The 17,646-nt window shown below is 69.7% G+C and carries 19 protein-coding genes; 13 read left to right on the forward strand and 6 right to left on the reverse strand.

Annotation, left to right across the window (positions count from 1 at the left end; genetic code table 11):
- The first annotated feature begins 63 nt into the window (after positions 1–63).
- The 3 genes from OF380_RS19955 (at position 64) to opgC (ending at position 3,528) form a co-directional block, all read left to right on the forward strand.
- Positions 64–1,047 (forward strand): SMP-30/gluconolactonase/LRE family protein, encoded by a 984-nt coding sequence (locus OF380_RS19955; RefSeq protein WP_264047013.1) that lies wholly within the window; start codon positions 64–66, stop codon positions 1,045–1,047.
- 34 nt (positions 1,048–1,081) lie between these two features.
- Complete coding sequence (locus OF380_RS19960) at positions 1,082–2,263, forward strand: SMP-30/gluconolactonase/LRE family protein (RefSeq protein WP_264047015.1); 1,182 nt, start codon at positions 1,082–1,084, stop codon at positions 2,261–2,263.
- Between the two features lie 107 nt (positions 2,264–2,370).
- Positions 2,371–3,528, forward strand: coding sequence for an OpgC domain-containing protein (gene opgC, locus OF380_RS19965; protein ID WP_264047017.1), 1,158 nt, complete (start codon positions 2,371–2,373; stop codon positions 3,526–3,528).
- A 12-nt stretch (positions 3,529–3,540) separates the two neighbouring features.
- Here opgC and ccmB read toward each other — a convergent pair whose 3' ends face one another.
- The 4 genes from ccmB to relB are packed head-to-tail and all read right to left on the reverse strand — an operon-like array spanning position 3,541 to position 5,377.
- The gene (gene ccmB / locus OF380_RS19970) at positions 3,541–4,209 is read right to left on the reverse strand and encodes a heme exporter protein CcmB (RefSeq protein WP_264047019.1); all 669 of its coding nucleotides are present in this window, start codon (positions 4,207–4,209) and stop codon (positions 3,541–3,543) included.
- The gene (gene ccmA, locus OF380_RS19975; protein ID WP_264047020.1) at positions 4,206–4,859 is read right to left on the reverse strand and encodes a heme ABC exporter ATP-binding protein CcmA; all 654 of its coding nucleotides are present in this window, start codon (positions 4,857–4,859) and stop codon (positions 4,206–4,208) included. Before ccmA ends, ccmB begins: the two co-directional genes overlap by 4 nt.
- A 48-nt stretch (positions 4,860–4,907) precedes the next feature.
- The gene (locus OF380_RS19980) at positions 4,908–5,156 is read right to left on the reverse strand and encodes a type II toxin-antitoxin system RelE family toxin (RefSeq protein ID WP_264047021.1); all 249 of its coding nucleotides are present in this window, start codon (positions 5,154–5,156) and stop codon (positions 4,908–4,910) included.
- Entirely contained in the window at positions 5,153–5,377 is a 225-nt protein-coding gene (gene relB, locus OF380_RS19985; RefSeq protein WP_264047022.1) for a type II toxin-antitoxin system RelB family antitoxin, read from the reverse strand. Before relB ends, OF380_RS19980 begins: the two co-directional genes overlap by 4 nt.
- 301 nt (positions 5,378–5,678) lie before the next feature.
- On the opposite strand from relB, the gene acnA reads away from it, so the two are divergent.
- The 4 genes from acnA (at position 5,679) to dprA (ending at position 11,729) form a co-directional block, all read left to right on the forward strand.
- Complete coding sequence (gene acnA, locus OF380_RS19990; protein WP_264047023.1) at positions 5,679–8,378, forward strand: aconitate hydratase AcnA; 2,700 nt, start codon at positions 5,679–5,681, stop codon at positions 8,376–8,378.
- 217 nt (positions 8,379–8,595) lie between these two features.
- Complete coding sequence (locus OF380_RS19995; RefSeq protein WP_264047025.1) at positions 8,596–9,903, forward strand: dihydroorotase; 1,308 nt, start codon at positions 8,596–8,598, stop codon at positions 9,901–9,903.
- On the forward strand, positions 9,900–10,508 hold the full coding sequence (gene plsY / locus OF380_RS20000; protein WP_264047027.1) for a glycerol-3-phosphate 1-O-acyltransferase PlsY: 609 nt from the start codon (positions 9,900–9,902) through the stop codon (positions 10,506–10,508). Before OF380_RS19995 ends, plsY begins: the two co-directional genes overlap by 4 nt.
- A gap of 30 nt (positions 10,509–10,538) precedes the next feature.
- Positions 10,539–11,729, forward strand: a complete 1,191-nt coding sequence (gene dprA / locus OF380_RS20005; protein WP_264047029.1) for a DNA-processing protein DprA — start codon at positions 10,539–10,541, stop codon at positions 11,727–11,729.
- A 16-nt stretch (positions 11,730–11,745) separates the two neighbouring features.
- Here the strand turns inward: dprA and ruvX are convergent, their stop codons facing one another.
- Together ruvX and OF380_RS20015 are read right to left on the reverse strand one after the other, a co-directional pair.
- The gene (ruvX, locus tag OF380_RS20010) at positions 11,746–12,237 is read right to left on the reverse strand and encodes a Holliday junction resolvase RuvX (protein ID WP_264047031.1); all 492 of its coding nucleotides are present in this window, start codon (positions 12,235–12,237) and stop codon (positions 11,746–11,748) included.
- Between the two features lie 102 nt (positions 12,238–12,339).
- Entirely contained in the window at positions 12,340–12,885 is a 546-nt protein-coding gene (locus OF380_RS20015; protein WP_264047034.1) for an SMI1/KNR4 family protein, read from the reverse strand.
- 114 nt (positions 12,886–12,999) lie between these two features.
- Between OF380_RS20015 and OF380_RS20020 the strand changes: the two genes are divergently transcribed.
- From OF380_RS20020 to OF380_RS20045, 6 genes are all read left to right on the forward strand, one after another.
- A complete protein-coding gene (locus tag OF380_RS20020; protein ID WP_264047036.1) occupies positions 13,000–13,179 on the forward strand; it encodes a hypothetical protein in 180 nt (59 codons plus the stop codon).
- 144 nt (positions 13,180–13,323) lie between these two features.
- Positions 13,324–13,611, forward strand: coding sequence for an Asp-tRNA(Asn)/Glu-tRNA(Gln) amidotransferase subunit GatC (gene gatC / locus OF380_RS20025; RefSeq protein WP_056482465.1), 288 nt, complete (start codon positions 13,324–13,326; stop codon positions 13,609–13,611).
- Between the two features lie 105 nt (positions 13,612–13,716).
- Positions 13,717–15,198, forward strand: coding sequence for an Asp-tRNA(Asn)/Glu-tRNA(Gln) amidotransferase subunit GatA (gene gatA / locus OF380_RS20030; RefSeq protein ID WP_264047039.1), 1,482 nt, complete (start codon positions 13,717–13,719; stop codon positions 15,196–15,198).
- A gap of 10 nt (positions 15,199–15,208) precedes the next feature.
- Positions 15,209–15,508 carry a hypothetical protein gene (locus tag OF380_RS20035; protein ID WP_264047041.1) on the forward strand — a complete coding sequence of 100 codons (300 nt, stop codon included), beginning with the start codon at positions 15,209–15,211 and terminating at the stop codon, positions 15,506–15,508.
- 68 nt (positions 15,509–15,576) lie between these two features.
- Entirely contained in the window at positions 15,577–17,049 is a 1,473-nt protein-coding gene (gene gatB / locus OF380_RS20040; RefSeq protein ID WP_264047043.1) for an Asp-tRNA(Asn)/Glu-tRNA(Gln) amidotransferase subunit GatB, read from the forward strand.
- Positions 17,050–17,186: 137 nt separating this feature from the next.
- Positions 17,187–17,642, forward strand: a complete 456-nt coding sequence (locus OF380_RS20045; protein WP_264047045.1) for a GNAT family N-acetyltransferase — start codon at positions 17,187–17,189, stop codon at positions 17,640–17,642.
- Positions 17,643–17,646 lie beyond the last annotated feature (4 nt).

Here is a 17,646-nt window from a genome sequence, read left to right on the forward strand (position 1 = left end):
TCGACACCGCACCCCAGAGGTCTGATGCCGACGCTTCCACGACGCCCGCTGCCGGGGGGACGCATGCTGCTCGGAAGACGCACGGTACTCGGCGGCGCCGTGGCGGTCGCGGCCCTGGCCGCGTCGCGTGCCACGGCGGCGCCGGTCCTGCGGGCGGAGGATCCACGCTTCGCCGAGGTGGTGGCCCCCGGCACGCCCCTGCGGACCCTCTATGCCGCCGGGCGCTGGTGCGAGGGCCTCTGCTATGCGGGTCGCCTCGGGGGCCTGATCGCCAGCGACGTCCGGGCCAACCGGATGCTGCGCATCGCCGACGACGGCGCCGTCAGCCTGTTCCGCGATCCCTCGAACAATGCCAACGGCAACACCCTGGACGCCGAGGGGCGGCTCGTCACCTGCGAGCATCGCGGGCGCCGGGTGGTGCGGCGCGAGGCGGACGGACGCCTCACCGTGCTGGCCGACAGCTTCGCGGGCCGGCCGCTCAATTCCCCCAACGACGCCGCCCTGGCTCTGGACGGCGCGATCTGGTTCACCGATCCGGTCTTCGGCATCACCATGCCGGACGAGGGCCTGACGGCCGCCCCCGCCCAGGGCGCGCGGCGGGTCTACCGCATCGATCCCGCCTCCGGCCGGGTCGAGGGGATGACGGACGCGGTGGGACAGCCGAACGGGATCGCCTTCGCCCCGGACGGGGCGCGCCTCTACGTCAGCGATACCGGCGCCGCCCTGAAGAACCCCGAGGGCGCCCGCGCGATCCTGGCGTTTCCCGTGATCGACGGACGCCGCCTCGGCCCGCCGGAGGTCTTCGCGGAGCTCGAAGCCGGCGTGCCGGACGGGCTCGCGGTCGATGCCGGCGGCCGGGTCTACGCCGCCTGCTTCGACGGAGTCCGGGTCTACGCCCCGGACGGCACCCGCCTCGGGCGCATCGCCACCGCCACGGACGCCGCCAACGTCGCCTTCGGCGGCCCGGACGGGCGCCGCCTGTTCATCGCGGCCGGCGGATTCATCCACGCCATCGACCTCCAGGTGGCCGGCCCCGCCCGGGGCTGAACCACCCGATCCCCGACCTCAAGCGGATTCCGTCATGCCCCTCGCTCGCCGTGACCTCCTCGCCGCCGGCCTCACCGGCGCGGCGACCCTCTCCCTCGGCCGCGAGGCCGAGGCGGCGGGCCCGCCCGCCGGGGCGACCGTCGCCACCCGCCGGTCGGCGGGCGGCCTCGAACTGGCCTTCACGGCGAACGCGCCCTCGACCCCCACGGGGCTGGCCATCGCGCGGAACGGCCGGCGCTTCGTCATGATGCCGCGCTTCGACGCCAAGGTGCCCTACACCCTCGGCGAGGTCATGCCCGACGGCGCGGTCCGGCCCTATCCGGACCTCGCCACGAACCAGCCCGACCCGGAGCAGCCGCAAGCCCGCCTGTTCCACGTGCCGAACGGGGTCTTCGACCGCGACGACACCCTCTGGTGCCTCGATGCCGGCCTGCCGGACGGCTCCGGCCCGCCGGTCAAGGGCGGCGCCAAGCTGGTGCAGATCGACCTGTCGGAGAACCGCATCCGCCGCGTGGTGCCCCTCGAGGCCGGCATCACCCCGACGTCGTCGCTGAACGACCTGCGGGTGGACATCCGCGACGGCCATGCCCGCGCCTACGTCACCGACCAGGGCCAGGACGGGGAGGGCGCGATCCTCGCCGTCGACCTCGCCAGCGGCCGGGTGGTGCGCCGCCTCGCGGGTCACGCCAGCACCAAGTCGCAGAAGGGCCTCCTCAAGATCGTGGAGGACCGCCCGGTCGTGCAGCGGAAGGGGGAGGGGCCGGCGCGCCCGGTCCAGGGCGGCGCCAACGGCATCGCCCTGAGCCCGGACGGGCGCCGCCTGTACTACGCCCCCCTGATCGGGCGGCGCCTCTACGCGGTCGACACCGCGACGCTCCTCGACCCGGAGGCCAGCGACGCGGCGGTCGCCGCCGGCGTCGCGGATCTCGGCGAGAAGGGCATGACCGGCGGCCTCACCACCGATTCGAAGGACCGGGTCTACCTCGCCATGCAGGAGTTCAACGCGGTCGGCCGGCGCGACCCCGACGGCACCGTGACGATCCTCGCCTCCGACCCGCGCCTGATCTGGGCCGACACGTTCTGGATCACGCCCGACCGCTGGCTCCACATTTCCGCCGCGCAGGTGAACCGCCGCCCGGAATACAACGGCGGCCAGGACCTCCAGGCGCCGCCCTATATCGTGTTGCGCATGCGGATCGACGCCGATCCGGCCTGAGGAAAGGGCTCCGCGCAGCATGATGCACCACACGCGACGGTTGAAACGCCGCTTTAAGCCCTCGCTCCTATCACGGTCCCGTGAGGATGGCAGAGGGGCCCCGAGGGATGCCGCAGCGAAGAGCGACGATCGATGCCATTCGCGGACTCTGCCTCGTCAACATCTTCGTGACCCACATCGAGAACGGCGCTTTCGCCCGTCTCTCTCCGTCGCGGCTCGGCTTCTCCGATAGTTCCGACATCTTCGTCCTGCTGAGCGGGATCTCCACCGCCCTCGCGGCACAGCAGGCCTCGCGACGGCGGCTCGGGGAGATGGCCGCCCATCTCTGGCAGCGGGCCGCGCGCCTCTACGCGGCCGAGGTCGTCCTAATCCTGTCGACCCTCGCCCTGCTCGCCGCCATCCTGGCCCTACGCGGGGTCGAGGGCGTCCAGGCAGCCGAGACCGGACTGCTCCGGGACCATGGGCTCGCAACCCTGCTCTGGCACGCGCTGACGCTCGGCCAGAACGTGGGCTATTCCTGCGTCCTCCGGCTCTACATCGCGCTGATGCTCCTCGCGCCCCTCCTGCTGCGCCTCGCGCTCTGGCGCGTCTGGGCGCCGCTGCCGCCCGCGATCCTGCTCTGGGCCTTGGCCGGACACTGCGATTGGGTGGTCCCCAACAGCCTGTCGGGCATCCCCTTCACCCAGACGATCCTGCCCTGGACCCTGCTCTTCACGATCGGGATCGTGATCGGACAGGGCCTGAACCTCGGCCTCCGCCTGCCGCGCAACCGCTGGCTCATCGGCCTCGCCCTCGGCTACCTCGCCGGTAACATACTGTTCTATCTGCTGATTCCCACCTGGCCGGCGGCCCAGGACTGGATCGCGACGCGGAACGACCATTTCTGGCTCGGCGGCAGCAAGACCTATCAATCCCCCCTTCGGGTCCTGCACGTCCTCGCGCTCGCCTACCTGGTGATGGCCGTGCCGAAGGCGCCGCTGATCCGGCTGCTGCATCAGGTTCCGCGCGACCATGGGCTCGCCCGGCTCGGGCGCCGTTCCCTGCCGATCTTCACCATGGGTGCCGTCGCGGCCGTGGCCGCCAGCGAACTCCTCGATCTCGCGGCCCTTCGCCTGAACGGCGCCCCGGTTCCGGTGCTGCTCCTGGAAGCCGCCCTGATCGGGCTCTTCGTTCACCTTGCACTTCGGTTCGACCGGCTTCCGCGCAGACCCGCTTCCGGGCCGGAACCCGCGCTCCGGGGCCCAACCACGCCCTCCCTCGGCTGAACGCGTCCCAGGTTACTCGGACCAGCGCAGGGCGGCGGCGGCGGCCAGCGTGCCGGTCACCCCCGCGATGAGGCTGAGCGCGCACAGGATGGCGAGCGGCGTGGTGAAGGGAACCGTGCCGCCGAGCGCGGCCTCGCTCGCCGAGACGCCGAAGATCAGCGTCGGGATCATCAGCGGCAGCACCACCACGGCGAGGATCAAGCCGCCGCGCCGGATCGAGGCGGTGAGCGCCGCGCCAACCGCACCGACGAAGGTGAGCGCGGGGGTGCCGACCAGGAGGGTGAGGGCGGTGGCACCCATCGCCCGGCCGTCGAGGGCGACGAGGAGGCCGAACAGCGGGGAGGCCAGTGCCAGCGGCAGGCCCGTGGTGAGCCAATGCGCCAGGACCTTGGCGAGCACGATTCCCTCGAGGGGCACCGGTGACCCGGTCATCAGGTCGAGGGAGCCGTCCTCCTCGTCGGCCTGGAACAGCCGGTCGAGGCCGATCAGGGTGGAGAGCACGGCGGCCAGCCACAGGATCGCGGGACCGATCCGCGACAGCAGGTTGAGGTCGGGCCCGAGGGCGAACGGCACCAGGGCGACGATCATGAGGAAGAACACGAGCGAGAGCGCGCCCGACCCGCCGACGCGGGCGGCGAGCGCGAGATCGCGGGCGACGAGGGCCCGAAGGGCGCGGCTCACCACCAGACCTCCTCCGCAGGAGCGCGTTCAGAGGGAACCGGGGCAGGGGGCTTGGCCGCCTCGATCCGCAGTTCCCGTGCGCCTTCCAGCCCCAGGGCCTGGTGCGTGGCCGCGATGACGAGCCCGCCCCCCGCCCGGTGGCGCGCCATCATCCCGGCCAGCACGGCCTGGGAGGCCGTGTCGAGGGCCGCCGTCGGCTCGTCGAGGAGCCAGAGCGGCCGTCGGCAGACGAGGAGGCGAGCCAGCGCCACCCGGCGCCGCTGGCCGGCGGAGAGGTAGGCGACGGGCAAGCGCAGGGCATGGCCGAGGCCGAGTTCCTCCAAGGCCGCGCGCGGGCTCGCGGTCGGCGCCCCGAGGAGGTCGCGGGCGAAGGCGAGGTTCTCTTCCGCCGTCAGCGGGCTCTTCAGCCCGTCGCGATGGCCGACCACGTGGAGGCATTCGGACAGGGTCGCCTCGCCGACCTCGCTCACCGCGACCGTCCCCGCCTCCGGCTTGAGCCGACCCGCCAGCACCGCGAGCAACGTCGACTTCCCCGCTCCGTTGCGGCCAGTGACCATCAATGCCTCGCCCTGCCTGAGGGTGAAGGACAGGTCCGAGAAGATGCGTCGGCCAGAGCGGCGGACAGCAAGGTCTTGGGCGGTCAGCCGCACTGGGGATCCTGAAACATAAGCCCTGAATCTCGAGCCTCGTCGAACCGGCTACGGGTAGACGTCGCGCCGATGGACGATCCTGATCACGAGGATGCGCAGGGCATTGTCCGCGATCACGCGAAAGTCACCGATCCGGAATTTCCGGAAGTTGCCGAGCCGAGAGCCCTTCAGGGCTTCGCCAATGGCACGCGGATCATCCAGTGGCGAGACCCGGTCGCGCAGAAAACTCCAGGATGCGCCTGGCCGCCTCTTGGTCGAGCCTGGCGAGTTGGCGTTCCGCGGAACCTGCGAACTCAATCCGCCGCGCCATAGCGTGACAGCAGGTCCTTCACGGGAACGGGGTCGCTTTCGCCGCCCTGGACTGCCGCAAGGCGCTGCTCGACGGCAGCGAGATTCTCTAGGTTCTCCAGGTGCCTGAGGATGGCGCCGCACGCGTGGTCATCCTTGCTTCGGCCCGTGCGCCGCGCAAGGGCCCCCAGGCCGTCTTCGATCTCGGGAGGCAAGCGCAGGGCGAGCATCGCGGTCGCGTTCGTAGGCCCAGAATTCAATGGGCGTGCCCCCGTTGGCGGAGATGCGCCCGAACAGATCCCACGCGCTGTCAGGCCACCGGTAGCGGCCAGTTTCGAAGTGTTCTATAACGCGCATAGGCTGCGCCGCGCGAGTTTCAGGGCGTCCAAATCGCCCTTCGCGCATCACCCTCGTCCGGGCACCCCCGGGGCGGCGCGCGCTTCCATAGCGCTCCCAGCCGAACACGTGTTTTCGTGGCGCAGGTTATGCCTGCGCGTGTTCGACCAACCGCTCGTGAGGAACGATATCGCCGTGGCATCGCTCGACAGCTTCCAGTCTCGCCAGACACTCACCGTCGGAGACAAGTCCTACACCTACTACTCGATTCCACACGCCGAGAAGGCCGGTCTCGCCGACGCCACTGCGCTCCCCTTTTCGATGAAGGTCCTGCTCGAGAACCTGCTGCGCTTCGAGGACGACCGCTCGGTCAAGAAGGACGATATCTCGGCCACCGTCGCCTGGCTCGGCAACAAGGGCAAGACCGAGACCGAGATCGCCTTCCGTCCCTCGCGCGTGCTGATGCAGGATTTCACCGGCGTACCGGCCGTGGTGGATCTCGCCGCCATGCGTGATGCGATGGTCGCCCTCGGCGGCGACCCGCAGAAGATCAACCCGCTGGTGCCGGTCGACCTCGTGATCGACCACTCGGTGATTGTCGACGAGTTCGGCACCCCGAAAGCCCTGGCCGACAACGTCGCGCTGGAATATTCGCGCAACGGCGAACGTTACACCTTCCTGAAATGGGGCCAATCGGCCTTCGACAATTTCTCGGTGGTCCCGCCCGGCACCGGCATCTGCCACCAGGTGAATCTGGAATACCTCTCGCAGACCGTGTGGACGAAGAGCGAGGACGGCACCGAACTCGCCTATCCGGACAGCCTCGTCGGCACCGACTCGCACACCACCATGGTCAACGGTCTCGCGGTGCTGGGCTGGGGCGTCGGCGGCATCGAGGCCGAGGCCGCGATGCTGGGGCAGCCGCTCTCCATGCTGATCCCGGAGGTCATCGGCTTCAAGCTGTCGGGCAAGCTGCCCGAGGGCACCACCGCCACCGACCTCGTGCTCACCGTCACCCAGATGCTGCGCAAGAAGGGCGTCGTCGGCAAGTTCGTAGAGTTCTACGGACCCGGCCTCGACGACATGGCGGTGGCCGACCGCGCCACGATCTCCAACATGGCCCCCGAATACGGCGCCACCTGCGGCTTCTTCCCCATCGACCAGAAGACCATCGACTTCCTCACCGTCACCGGCCGCGCCGACGACCGGATCGCCCTGGTGGAGGCCTACGCCAAGGCGCAGGGCATGTGGCGCGATGCCCAGACCCCGGACCCCGTCTTCACCGACACGCTCGAACTGGACATGGGCGACGTGCGCCCGTCGCTCGCCGGCCCCAAGCGCCCGCAGGACCGCGTGCTCCTGGACGGTGCCAAGCCGGGCTTTGCCCAGTCCATGGAGACCGAGTTCAAGAAGGCGGCCGACATCGCCAAGCGCTACCCGGTGGAGGGCGCGAACTACGACATCGGCCACGGTGACGTCGTGATCGCCGCGATCACCTCCTGCACCAACACCTCGAACCCGAGCGTGATGATCGGTGCCGGCCTGCTCGCCCGCAACGCGGTGGCCAAGGGCCTGCGCTCGAAGCCCTGGGTGAAAACCTCGCTGGCACCCGGCTCCCAGGTGGTGGCCGAGTACCTCGAGAGCGCCGGCCTGCAGGCGCCCCTCGACGCGCTCGGCTTCAACCTCGTCGGCTTCGGCTGCACGACCTGCATCGGCAATTCGGGCCCGCTGCCGGCGCCGATCTCGAAGGCGATCAACGACAACGACGTCGTGGCCGCCGCCGTGCTCTCGGGTAACCGCAACTTCGAGGGCCGCGTGAACCCGGATGTGCGGGCGAACTACCTCGCCTCGCCGCCCCTCGTCGTCGCCTACGCGCTCGCCGGCTCGATGCAGATCGACATCACAACCGAGCCGCTGGGCACCGGGTCGGACGGCCAGCCCGTCTACCTGAAGGACATCTGGCCCTCGACCGCCGAGGTGCAGGAGTTCATCGAGGCCAACATCACCTCGGCGCTGTTCAAGTCCCGCTACGCCGACGTGTTCGGCGGCGACGATTACTGGAAGGCCGTCGAGGTCACCGAGGCCGAGACCTTCAAGTGGGATTCGACCTCCACCTACGTGCAGAACCCGCCCTACTTCGTCGGCATGCAGAAGACCCCGGCCCCGGTGGAGGACGTCATCGACGCCCGCATCCTCGGCCTGTTCCAGGACTCCATCACCACCGACCACATCTCTCCGGCGGGCAACATCCGGGCGAACTCGCCCGCTGGCGCCTACCTGCAGGAGCATCAGGTCCGCGTGCAGGACTTCAACCAGTACGGCACGCGGCGCGGCAACCACGAAGTCATGATGCGCGGCACCTTCGCCAACATCCGCATCAAGAACCAGATGGTCCGCGACGAGAGCGGCAACGTGGTCGAGGGCGGCTGGACCCTGTTCCAGCCTTCCGGCGAGCGGATGTTCATCTACGACGCCGCCCAGAAGTACCAGGCGGAGGGCACCCCCCTCGTCGTCTTCGCCGGCAAGGAATACGGCACCGGCTCCTCGCGCGACTGGGCGGCCAAGGGCACGAAGCTGCTCGGTATCCGCGCCGTGGTGGCCGAGAGCTTCGAGCGCATCCACCGCTCCAACCTCGTCGGCATGGGCATCGTGCCGCTGGTCTTCCAGGGCGAGACCTCCTGGGCCTCGCTCGGTCTTAAGGGCGACGAGACGGTCTCGATTCGGGGCCTCTCGGGTGAGTTGAAGCCGCGCCAGACCATGATCGCGGAGATCACCTCGGCCGACGGCACCAAGCGGGAGGTGCCGCTGACCTGCCGCATCGATACCCTCGACGAGCTGGAATACTTCCGCAACGGCGGCATCCTGCCCTACGTGCTGCGCTCGCTCGCGGCGTAAGACACCGCGAACCGCGATGATGAGGCCTCGCCCGAAAGGGCGGGGCCTTTTTCGTTTCCGCGTGCACGCTTGACGCCAAGCCGCACGCGGTCGAAACGCAGTGCCAATGCCTGCAACCGCGACCGTGCAAGGGATCTCAGGTGCTTCACCTCTCCGATGATGTCTCGCCGGCCTCGCCGCGCTCGAACCCTTCCCCCTCCGTGGGAGAGCTGTGAGCATGCGCCCCATCCTTCTGACCAACGCTACCTTGTGCGATCCGGCCACGGGCCGGCAGGGGCCCGGCCACGTCCTGGTGCGCGACGGCCTGATCCACGATGTCGGCTGGGGGCCCCTTGCTGGAGTCCCGGACGGGGCGGAGACGATGGATTGCGGCGGCCACGTCCTCAGCCCCGGCCTGATGGATCTGCGCGCCTTCGTGGGCGAGCCCGGCGCCGAGCACCGCGAGACTTTGGCGAGCGCCAGTGCGGCCGCAGCCGCCGGCGGCGTCACCACCCTGGTCTGCATGCCCGATACCAACCCGGTGATCGACGGCCCCGCCATTGTCGACTTCGTGCTGCGCCGGGCTCGCGATACGGCGAGCGTCAACGTGCTGCCGGCCGCCGCCATCACAAAGGGCCTCGCCGGTCAGGAGATGACCGAGTTCGGCCTGCTGCAGGAGGCCGGGGCCGTCGCCTTCACAGACGGCCTCAGGGCCGTACGGAACGCTCAGGTGATGCGCCGTGCGCTGACCTATGCCCGCGACTTCGATGCCCTTCTGATGCAGCACGTGGAGGAGCCCGACCTCGTCGGCGACGGCGTGATGAACGAGGGCGAGATGGCCTCCCGCCTCGGGCTCCTCGGAATTCCGCGCGAGGCCGAGACGGTGATGCTGGAACGCGACATCCGCCTCGTGCGCCTCACGGGCGCCCGCTACCACGCGGCGATGGTCTCGTGTGCCGATTCCATCGAGATCGTGCGGCGCGCCAAGGCGGACGGGCTGCCCGTGACCTGCGGCGCCTCGGTGAACAACCTCGTCCTCAACGAGGGGGATATCGGACATTACCGCACCTTCTGCCGGCTCTCGCCGCCCCTGCGCCACGAAACCGATCGGCTCGCCCTGGTGGCAGCCCTCAACGAGGGCGTGATCGACGTCGTCGTCTCCGACCACAACCCGCAGGACGTCGAGACCAAGCGCCTGCCCTTCGCCGAGGCCGCCGACGGGGCGCTGGGGATCGAGACCCTGCTCGGTGCGGCTCTGCGCCTCGTCCATACGGGCGACATCCCGCTGCCGCGCCTGCTCGCGGCGCTGACCACCAGCCCGGCCAAGCTGCTCGGGCGCGCGGCCGGACGCCTCGCCGCGGGCGCCCCCGCCGACCTCGTGCTGATCGACCCGGACCTGCCCTACGTCCTCGACAAGCGCCGGCTCAAATCCCGCTCCAAGAACTCGCCCTTCGACGAGGCCCGCCTCCAGGGAGCCGCCGTCCTGACCCTGGTCGGCGGACGCATCGTGTTCCGGGCCCCCGACGAGACCGAGGCTGCCGCGTGACCCCCTTCGAGACGCTGTTCTGGCCGCTCCTGCTGGCGGCCCTGGCGGGGGGCTACCTCCTCGGCTCGATCCCGTTCGGGCTGATCCTGACGCGCATCGCCGGGCTGGGGGATGTGCGGGCGATCGGCTCGGGCAATATCGGCGCCACCAACGTGCTGCGCACCGGGCGGAAGGGGCTGGCCGCCGCCACGCTGCTCGGCGACGCGCTGAAGGGCACGGCCGCCGTGCTCATCGCCGGGCGGTTCGGGCTGGAGGCCGCGCTCGTGGCCGGTCTCGGCGCCTTTCTGGGGCACCTGTTCCCGGTCTGGCTCGGCTTCAAGGGCGGCAAGGGCGTCGCGACCTTCCTCGGCGTCCTGCTGGCGCTCAGCCCCCTCGGCCTGCTCGCCTTCGCGGCGATCTGGCTCGGCCTCGCCTTCACGCTGAAATACTCCTCCCTCGCAGCGCTCGCCGCCTCGGCCCTGACCCCCGTCGTCCTCTGGGGGCTGGGACAGCCTTCGGTTGCATTTCTGTTTCTCCTGCTCGCCGCCCTGCTATGGTGGAAGCACGCGCCCAACATCCGCCGACTGCTCGACGGGACGGAAGGGCGCATCGGGCAGAAGGGCTGAGGCTCGGCGCCCGCTCCGGAGGGGAGGGCGATGCAGCTCACCGATGCCCAGCGTCTCGACTGGCTGCGCCTGATCCGCAGCGAGGGCATCGGCCCGCGCACCTTTCGTACCCTGGTGAACCGTTTCGGCGGGGCCGGTGCGGCCCTGGAGGCGCTGCCGAGTCTAACCGGCCGCAGCGGCAAGCGGGTGACGCCGCCCACCCGCGCGGAGGCCGAAGCGGAGATCGCCGCCGCCGCGCGCCTCGGCGCCCGCTTCGTCGCACTGGGGGAGGCGGATTATCCCAAGCTGCTTCAGGCAGCGGATTCCGCGCCGCCGCTCGTCGCCATCCGCGGCGCCGCCGTCATCCTGAACCGGCCCGGCATCGCCATCGTCGGCTCGCGCAACGCCTCCGCGGCGGGACTCGCCTTCACCGAGCGGCTGGCACGCGGCCTCGGGGACGCGGGGCTCGTCGTGGTCTCGGGGCTGGCCCGCGGGATCGACGCCCGCGCCCACAAAGCCGCCCTCCTGCCCGGCACCGTGGCGGTGCTGGCGGGGGGCCACGACCGGATCTATCCGGCCAACCACGCCGCTCTGGTCGAGGCGATCCTGGAGGCGGGGGGTGCGATCGTGGCCGAGATGCCGATGGGCTGGGAGCCGCGCGGGCACGACTTCCCGCGGCGCAACCGCATCATCTCCGGCCTCGCCTACGGCACCATCGTGGTCGAGGCCGCCCGCCGCTCGGGTTCGCTGATCACGGCCCGCTTCGCCCTGGAGCAGGGCCGCGAGGTCTTCGCCGTGCCGGGCTCCCCCCTCGATCCCCGCGCGGAGGGCACCAACGACCTGATCCGCCAGGGCGCCACCCTGGTGGCCGAGGTGGAGCACGTCACGGAGGTGGTGGCGCCTCTGATCGACAGGGGCGCCCTCGCGCAAGGGGCGGGCGGGTTCCGCCAGGGGGAGGGCGGCTTGGCGCTGGCTCGGCCCGACCTCGCCGAGTCCCCGATCTTCTGGGACGAACTCGACGTGGAGCGGACCACGGTGTTCCCCGACGCCCACGAGCCGCCCGAACCGGCGGACGACCGCGCCAGGCTCATCGCCTACCTGAGCCCGACCCCGATCGGCACCGACGAACTCGCGCGCGCGGCCGGTCTCAGCGCTCGCATCGTCCAGACGACCCTGCTCGAACTCGAACTCGACGGACGCATCGAGCGGCACGGCAGCGGCGCGGTGTCGCTCCTGCGATAAGGCTTCGCGATGAGGATCAGTCCTCGTCCTCTGGCTCCGACCCGAGGGCGTGGCGCATCTGGTCGAGGCAGCCCTGGAGGATGTAGGCGGCGGCCAGCATGTCCACCACCTCGCCGCGCTTGGCCCGCGAGGCATCGGCCGCGATGAGGGCGCGGGTGACGGCGGCCGTAGATAGACGCTCGTCGCAGTAGAGGACGGGCAGCGGCAGCAGCGGCTTCATGTTGCGCACGAAGGAGCGGGTCGATTGGACGCGCGGCCCCTCGCTGCCATCCATGTTCAGCGGCAACCCGATCACCAGGCCACCGACCCCATGCGCCTCGCACAAGGCGCGCAGGCGCGCGACATCGGGGGTGAACTTCACCCGCCTGATGGTCTCCAGGGGTGACGCGATCTGGCGCCCGACATCCGACAGGGCGAGCCCGATCGTCCGGGTACCGAGGTCGATTCCGATGAGGCGGGGACCACCCTGCGACGCCTCCGCGAAGGCCCGCATCTCGGCCTCGTCCATGTCCGTCGCCCTCCCGTGAAGCCCCCTCCTGAGGGATCGGGCGTCGGTGGGCAAGGGCGATCGCTGGGCAAGGGCCATCGGTGGGCAACAGCGTCGGCCCGATCAGTGCGGGCCGGAGGCGCCCTCGGTCCCGTCTCCGACGAACGAAGCGGGGAGGGGCTCGGCGCCCATGCCGAGGATGCCCCGCACGGCCGGCCCCTGGCTGCGCCGCATCAGGTCCACGAGGTCGGCACCCCCGAAACGGATCGACTCGAGGTCGGGCGCGAGGACCCAGATCTCGTACTCGTCGCGCCCCGGCACCACGTCCCAGAACAGGAACGCGCCTGCCTCCGACTGCCCGAAGAAGCACGCCCGATCGATCACGCTGGGATTGTCGCCCTCCACCTCGAAGCGGTGATCCGCGCGCTCGCCCAGCACAGTGGAGATGCTGTGCGCGATGAGTTCGGCCCGCCCGACGAGGTCAAGCTCCGGGTCGGGGCTCGGGGTCGCCACACGGAAATAGCCGTTCGCGCGCCCTGCCCCGAGGGTTCGGCAGAAGGCGCGGTAGCTCTCCGGAAGCGCGAAGCCGAGTTCCGATTCGGCCCGGTCGAGGTCCGCGTCGGTCGCAAACGGACCCGGCACACAGGGCGCGAACACCGTCTCCCACATGGAAAGTATCCTTTCGTACGGGTTAACCCTAAGAAAACGTCGTCATGCCCTTGGCGGAGCGTCCGGGCCATAGCATCGTTAAGAAAGCGTTAACGCTTCGGGAACACCGTCTCCATGCCTCGCCCGACCTCGGAGACCCAGCGCGCCCGTCGACGGATGCCGCTGCGGCACAAGCTGATGCTGGCACTGGCCTGTGGAATCCTCCTCATCGGGTTCCAGCATGCGGAGCCGGGTTCGCGCCGAGCTGGGATCATCATCGAGGTGCCGGCCGTGCTGCACCATGTGATCACCTGACGCCGTGATCACCTGACGCCTGACCCACGCGGCCGCCTGGCCGACCATCCTGGACCGTGGTGGCGTTGCGAGCGCGCGAAGGCGGGTGCTATAGCCCGGCGCGACCCCCGCCCCACGGGGCGCGCTTGAGGATCTGAAGACAGCATGTCGGTCGACGCAACGACGGTGAGGCGCATCGCGCACCTGGCGCGCATCGCGGTGAGCGAGGACGAGGTCGCTCCCCTGCAGGGCGAGCTCAACGCGATCCTGGCCTTCGTGGAGCAACTCGGGGCCGTCGACGTGACGGGCGTGGAGCCGATGACGTCCGTGACGCCGATGGCGATGAAGAAGCGCCGGGACGTCGTCACCGATGGGGCCAAGGCGGATGCCATCGTGGCCAACGCACCCGAGACCGAGGACCACTACTTCCTCGTTCCGAAGGTGGTCGAGTAGGCGCGATCCGCCTGATGTGACGAGACCGCGCCCCGCGCGGGACGACGCCCGGCGCCCAATGTACGGCGACGGCGGCACCCCGGGGCCCCAACAGGACGAGCGGGCATGACGAACCTCAACGAACTCACCCTGGCCGAGGCCCGCGACGGGCTCAAAGCAAAGGACTTTTCGGCAACCGAACTCGCCGGGGCGCATCTCTCCGCCATGGAGAAGGCGCGGGGCCTCAACGCCTACCTCGTGGAGACCCCCGAGCAGGCTCTGGCAATGGCCGGAGCCGCGGATGCCCGGATCGCCTCCGGCGAGGCACGTCCCCTCGAGGGCATCCCGCTCGGCATCAAGGACCTGTTCTGCACCGAGGGCGTAGTCACCACCGCCGGATCGAAGATCCTCGAAGGCTTCACCCCGGCCTATGAATCGGCCGTGACCGCCAACCTCTGGCGCGACGGCGCCGTGATGCTGGGCAAGCTCAATCTCGACGAGTTCGCCATGGGCTCGTCCAATGAGACCTCCGCCTACGGCGACGTGGTCTCACCCTGGCGCCGGTCCGGGTCGGACGCCCGGTTGGTGCCGGGCGGCTCGTCCGGCGGTTCGGCGGCGGCGGTGGCAGCCCACCTCTGCCTCGGGGCCACCGCGACCGATACCGGCGGCTCGATCCGCCAGCCCGCCGCCTTCACCGGCACCGTCGGCATCAAGCCGACCTATGGCCGCTGCTCGCGCTGGGGCACCGTGGCCTACGCCTCCTCGCTGGACCAGGCCGGCCCCATCGCCCGCACGGTGCGCGACTGCGCCATCCTGCTCGGCTCCATGGCCGGGGCGGATGCGCGGGACACCACCTGCGCCGACCTGCCCGTACCGGATTTCGAGGCAGCGGTGGCGCGCGGCGTGAAGGGCCTGACCATCGGCATCCCGAAGGAGTACCGGGTCGAGGGCATGTCGGCCGAGATTCAGGCGCTCTGGGACAGGGGCGCCGCGATGCTCGAGGCGGCCGGCGCGACGATCCGCGAGATCTCCTTGCCGCACACGCAATACGCCCTGCCGGCCTACTACATCGTCGCCCCCGCCGAAGCCTCCTCGAACCTCGCCCGCTACGACGGCGTGCGCTACGGCCTGCGCGTGCCGGGCAAGGACATCGCCGGGCTCTACGAGAACACCCGCGCCGCCGGCTTCGGCCGCGAGGTGAAACGCCGGATCATGATCGGCACCTACGTGCTCTCGGCCGGCTACTACGACGCCTATTACGTCCGCGCCCAGCGCATCCGCACCCTGATCAAGCGCGACTTCGAACAGGCCTACGCCTCCGGCATCGACGCGATCCTGACGCCCGCGACACCGTCGGCCGCCTTCGGCATCGGCGAGAAGGGCTCGGGCGACCCGGTCGAAATGTACCTGCAGGACGTCTTCACCATCACCGTCAACATGGCGGGCCTGCCGGGCATCTCGGTGCCGGCGGGGCTCGACGCGCAGGGGCTGCCGCTAGGCCTCCAGCTCATTGGCCGGCCCTTCGACGAGGAGACGCTGTTCGCCGCCGCCCAGGTGATCGAGGATGCCGCCGGGCGGACCAAGCTGCCCGCCGCGTGGTGGGCATGAGTCGCCCCCGATGACCGTCCCGGTCTATCCCTTCGACGTCTGGATCTGGGCCGCCTTCGATCCGGTGCTGATCGCCATCGCCCTGGTGATGGGCTGGAAGTCGGACCAGTTCGTGAAGGTCATCCTCGTGTCGCTGATGGCCTTCGCGATCTCGGTGCTGGTGTCCTGGGCCGTCACGGCGATCGGCATCCCGTGGCCAGCCCCGATCAGCCACGACGGACCGACCTTCTTCCCCATCCGCTGGATCGCGGGTTTCCTCTGGGGCACCCTGGGGTTCCTGGCGCACCAGCTCTACCGCCTGCGCGCTTGACCGCGCCGGCTAGCACTTCCACCATTCCGGCGCGTCCGCGCGCCCCGCAGAACTGAGTCCGGGCCATCATGACCGCAGCCGTGAACCCCAAGAAGCTCATCAAGGGCGGCCTGCACGACTGGGAGGTCGTGATCGGCATGGAAATCCATGCCCAGGTCACCAGCCGCTCCAAGTTGTTCTCCGGCGCCTCCACCGAGTTCGGGGCGGAGCCGAATGACCACGTTTCCCTGGTGGACGCGGCGATGCCCGGCATGCTGCCCGTCATCAACGAGGAATGCGTGGCCCAGGCCGTGCGCACCGGCCTCGGGCTGAAGGCGCGGATCAACCATCGCTCGGTGTTCGACCGGAAGAACTATTTCTACCCGGACCTGCCGCAGGGCTACCAGATCAGCCAGTTCAAAGACCCGATCGTCGGCGAGGGCGAGGTCCTGGTGGACCTTCCCGACGGCGAGTCGATCACCGTCGGCATCGAGCGGCTGCATCTGGAGCAGGATGCGGGCAAGTCGCTGCACGACCAGAACCCGACCCAGAGCTTCGTGGACCTCAACCGCTCGGGCGTCGCCCTGATGGAGATCGTCTCGCGGCCGGATCTCCGCTCCTCCGAGGAAGCCCGCGCCTACGTAACCAAGCTGCGTACCATCCTGCGCTACCTCGGCACCTGCGACGGCGACATGGAGAAGGGCTCGCTCCGGGCCGACGTGAACGTCTCGGTGCGAAAAGTCGGCGCGCCGCTCGGCACCCGATGCGAGATCAAGAACGTCAACTCGATCCGCTTCATCGGCCAGGCCATCGAGACCGAGGCCCGCCGCCAGATCGCGATCATCGAGGATGGCGGCACCATCTCCCAGGAGACCCGCCTGTTCGACCCGAGCAAGGGCGAAACCCGTTCCATGCGCTCGAAGGAAGAGGCGCACGATTACCGCTACTTCCCCGACCCGGATCTGCTGCCGCTGGAATTCGACCAGGCCTATGTGGATGCCCTGGCTGCCGGCCTGCCGGAACTGCCCGACGCCAAGAAGGCGCGCTTCATCGAATCCTACGGCCTCAGCGCCTACGATGCCGGCGTGCTCATCGCCGAGCGCGCTTCGGCCGACTATTTCGAGGCGGTGGCCAAGGGCCGCGACGGCAAGGCTGCGGCGAACTGGGTCATCAACGAGCTGTTCGGGCGCCTCAACAAGGAGGGCAAGGACATCGAGACGAGCCCGGTCTCGGCGACCCAGCTCGGCGCCATCGTGGACCTCATCGGCGAGGGCGTGATCTCGGGCAAGATCGCCAAGGACCTGTTCGAGATCGTCTGGTCCGAGGGTGGCGATCCGCGCCAGATCGTTGATACTCGCGGCATGAAGCAGGTGACCGATACCGGCGCCATCGAGGCGGCGGTGGACGAGATCATCGCCAAGAACCCCGACAAGGTTCAGCAGGCCAAGGAGAAGCCGACCCTGCTCGGTTGGTTTGTCGGGCAGACCATGAAGGCCACCGGCGGCAAGGCCAACCCGGCAGCGGTGAACGCGCTGCTGAAGGCCAAGCTCGGGATCGAGTAGCCTTACGCCGCGCTGGATCTCACCGGTGCTGACCAGGGGTCGCGGTCGGTAAGACTTAGAATAAGGGTGAAAATTTGGATCTGCGATCCACGAGCACGATCCGAAGACTTCAGCCGAGCGACGCGGCAGCGTTCCGAGTGCTCCGTCTCGACGGCCTTGCCCGCCACCCCGAAGCCTTCGGTGCATCCTGGGAGGCTGAAGAGGGTCAGCCACTCGCGTGGTTCACGAGCACCCTGGAGAACCAGGCTGTCTTCGGCGCTTGGCGTCGCGACAATGAACTCGTTGGTGTAGCCGGCCTCTACGTCCCGGACGCACCCAAGCTTCGGCACAAGGGAACGCTCGGAGGCGTCTTCGTCAGGCCGGACGCGCGCGGAGGAGGTGTCGGAACAGCCCTCATCGCGGCTGTGATCGACCATGCGGCGACATGTGTCGAGGATCTCGGACTGTCTGTCGGCGCAACCAACACGACCGCGATCCGGCGCTACGAAGCTGCCGGCTTCGTGCCGTACGGCCTCGAACCGCGCGCCCTTAAGGTCGGCGACGATTACTATTCGGAAGTCTTGATGATTCTCAGCCTCAATCGCACCGATTGAGGTC

Origin of the sequence: Methylobacterium sp. FF17 (assembly GCF_025813715.1) — a bacterium.
Taxonomy (GTDB): domain Bacteria; phylum Pseudomonadota; class Alphaproteobacteria; order Rhizobiales; family Beijerinckiaceae; genus Methylobacterium; species Methylobacterium flocculans.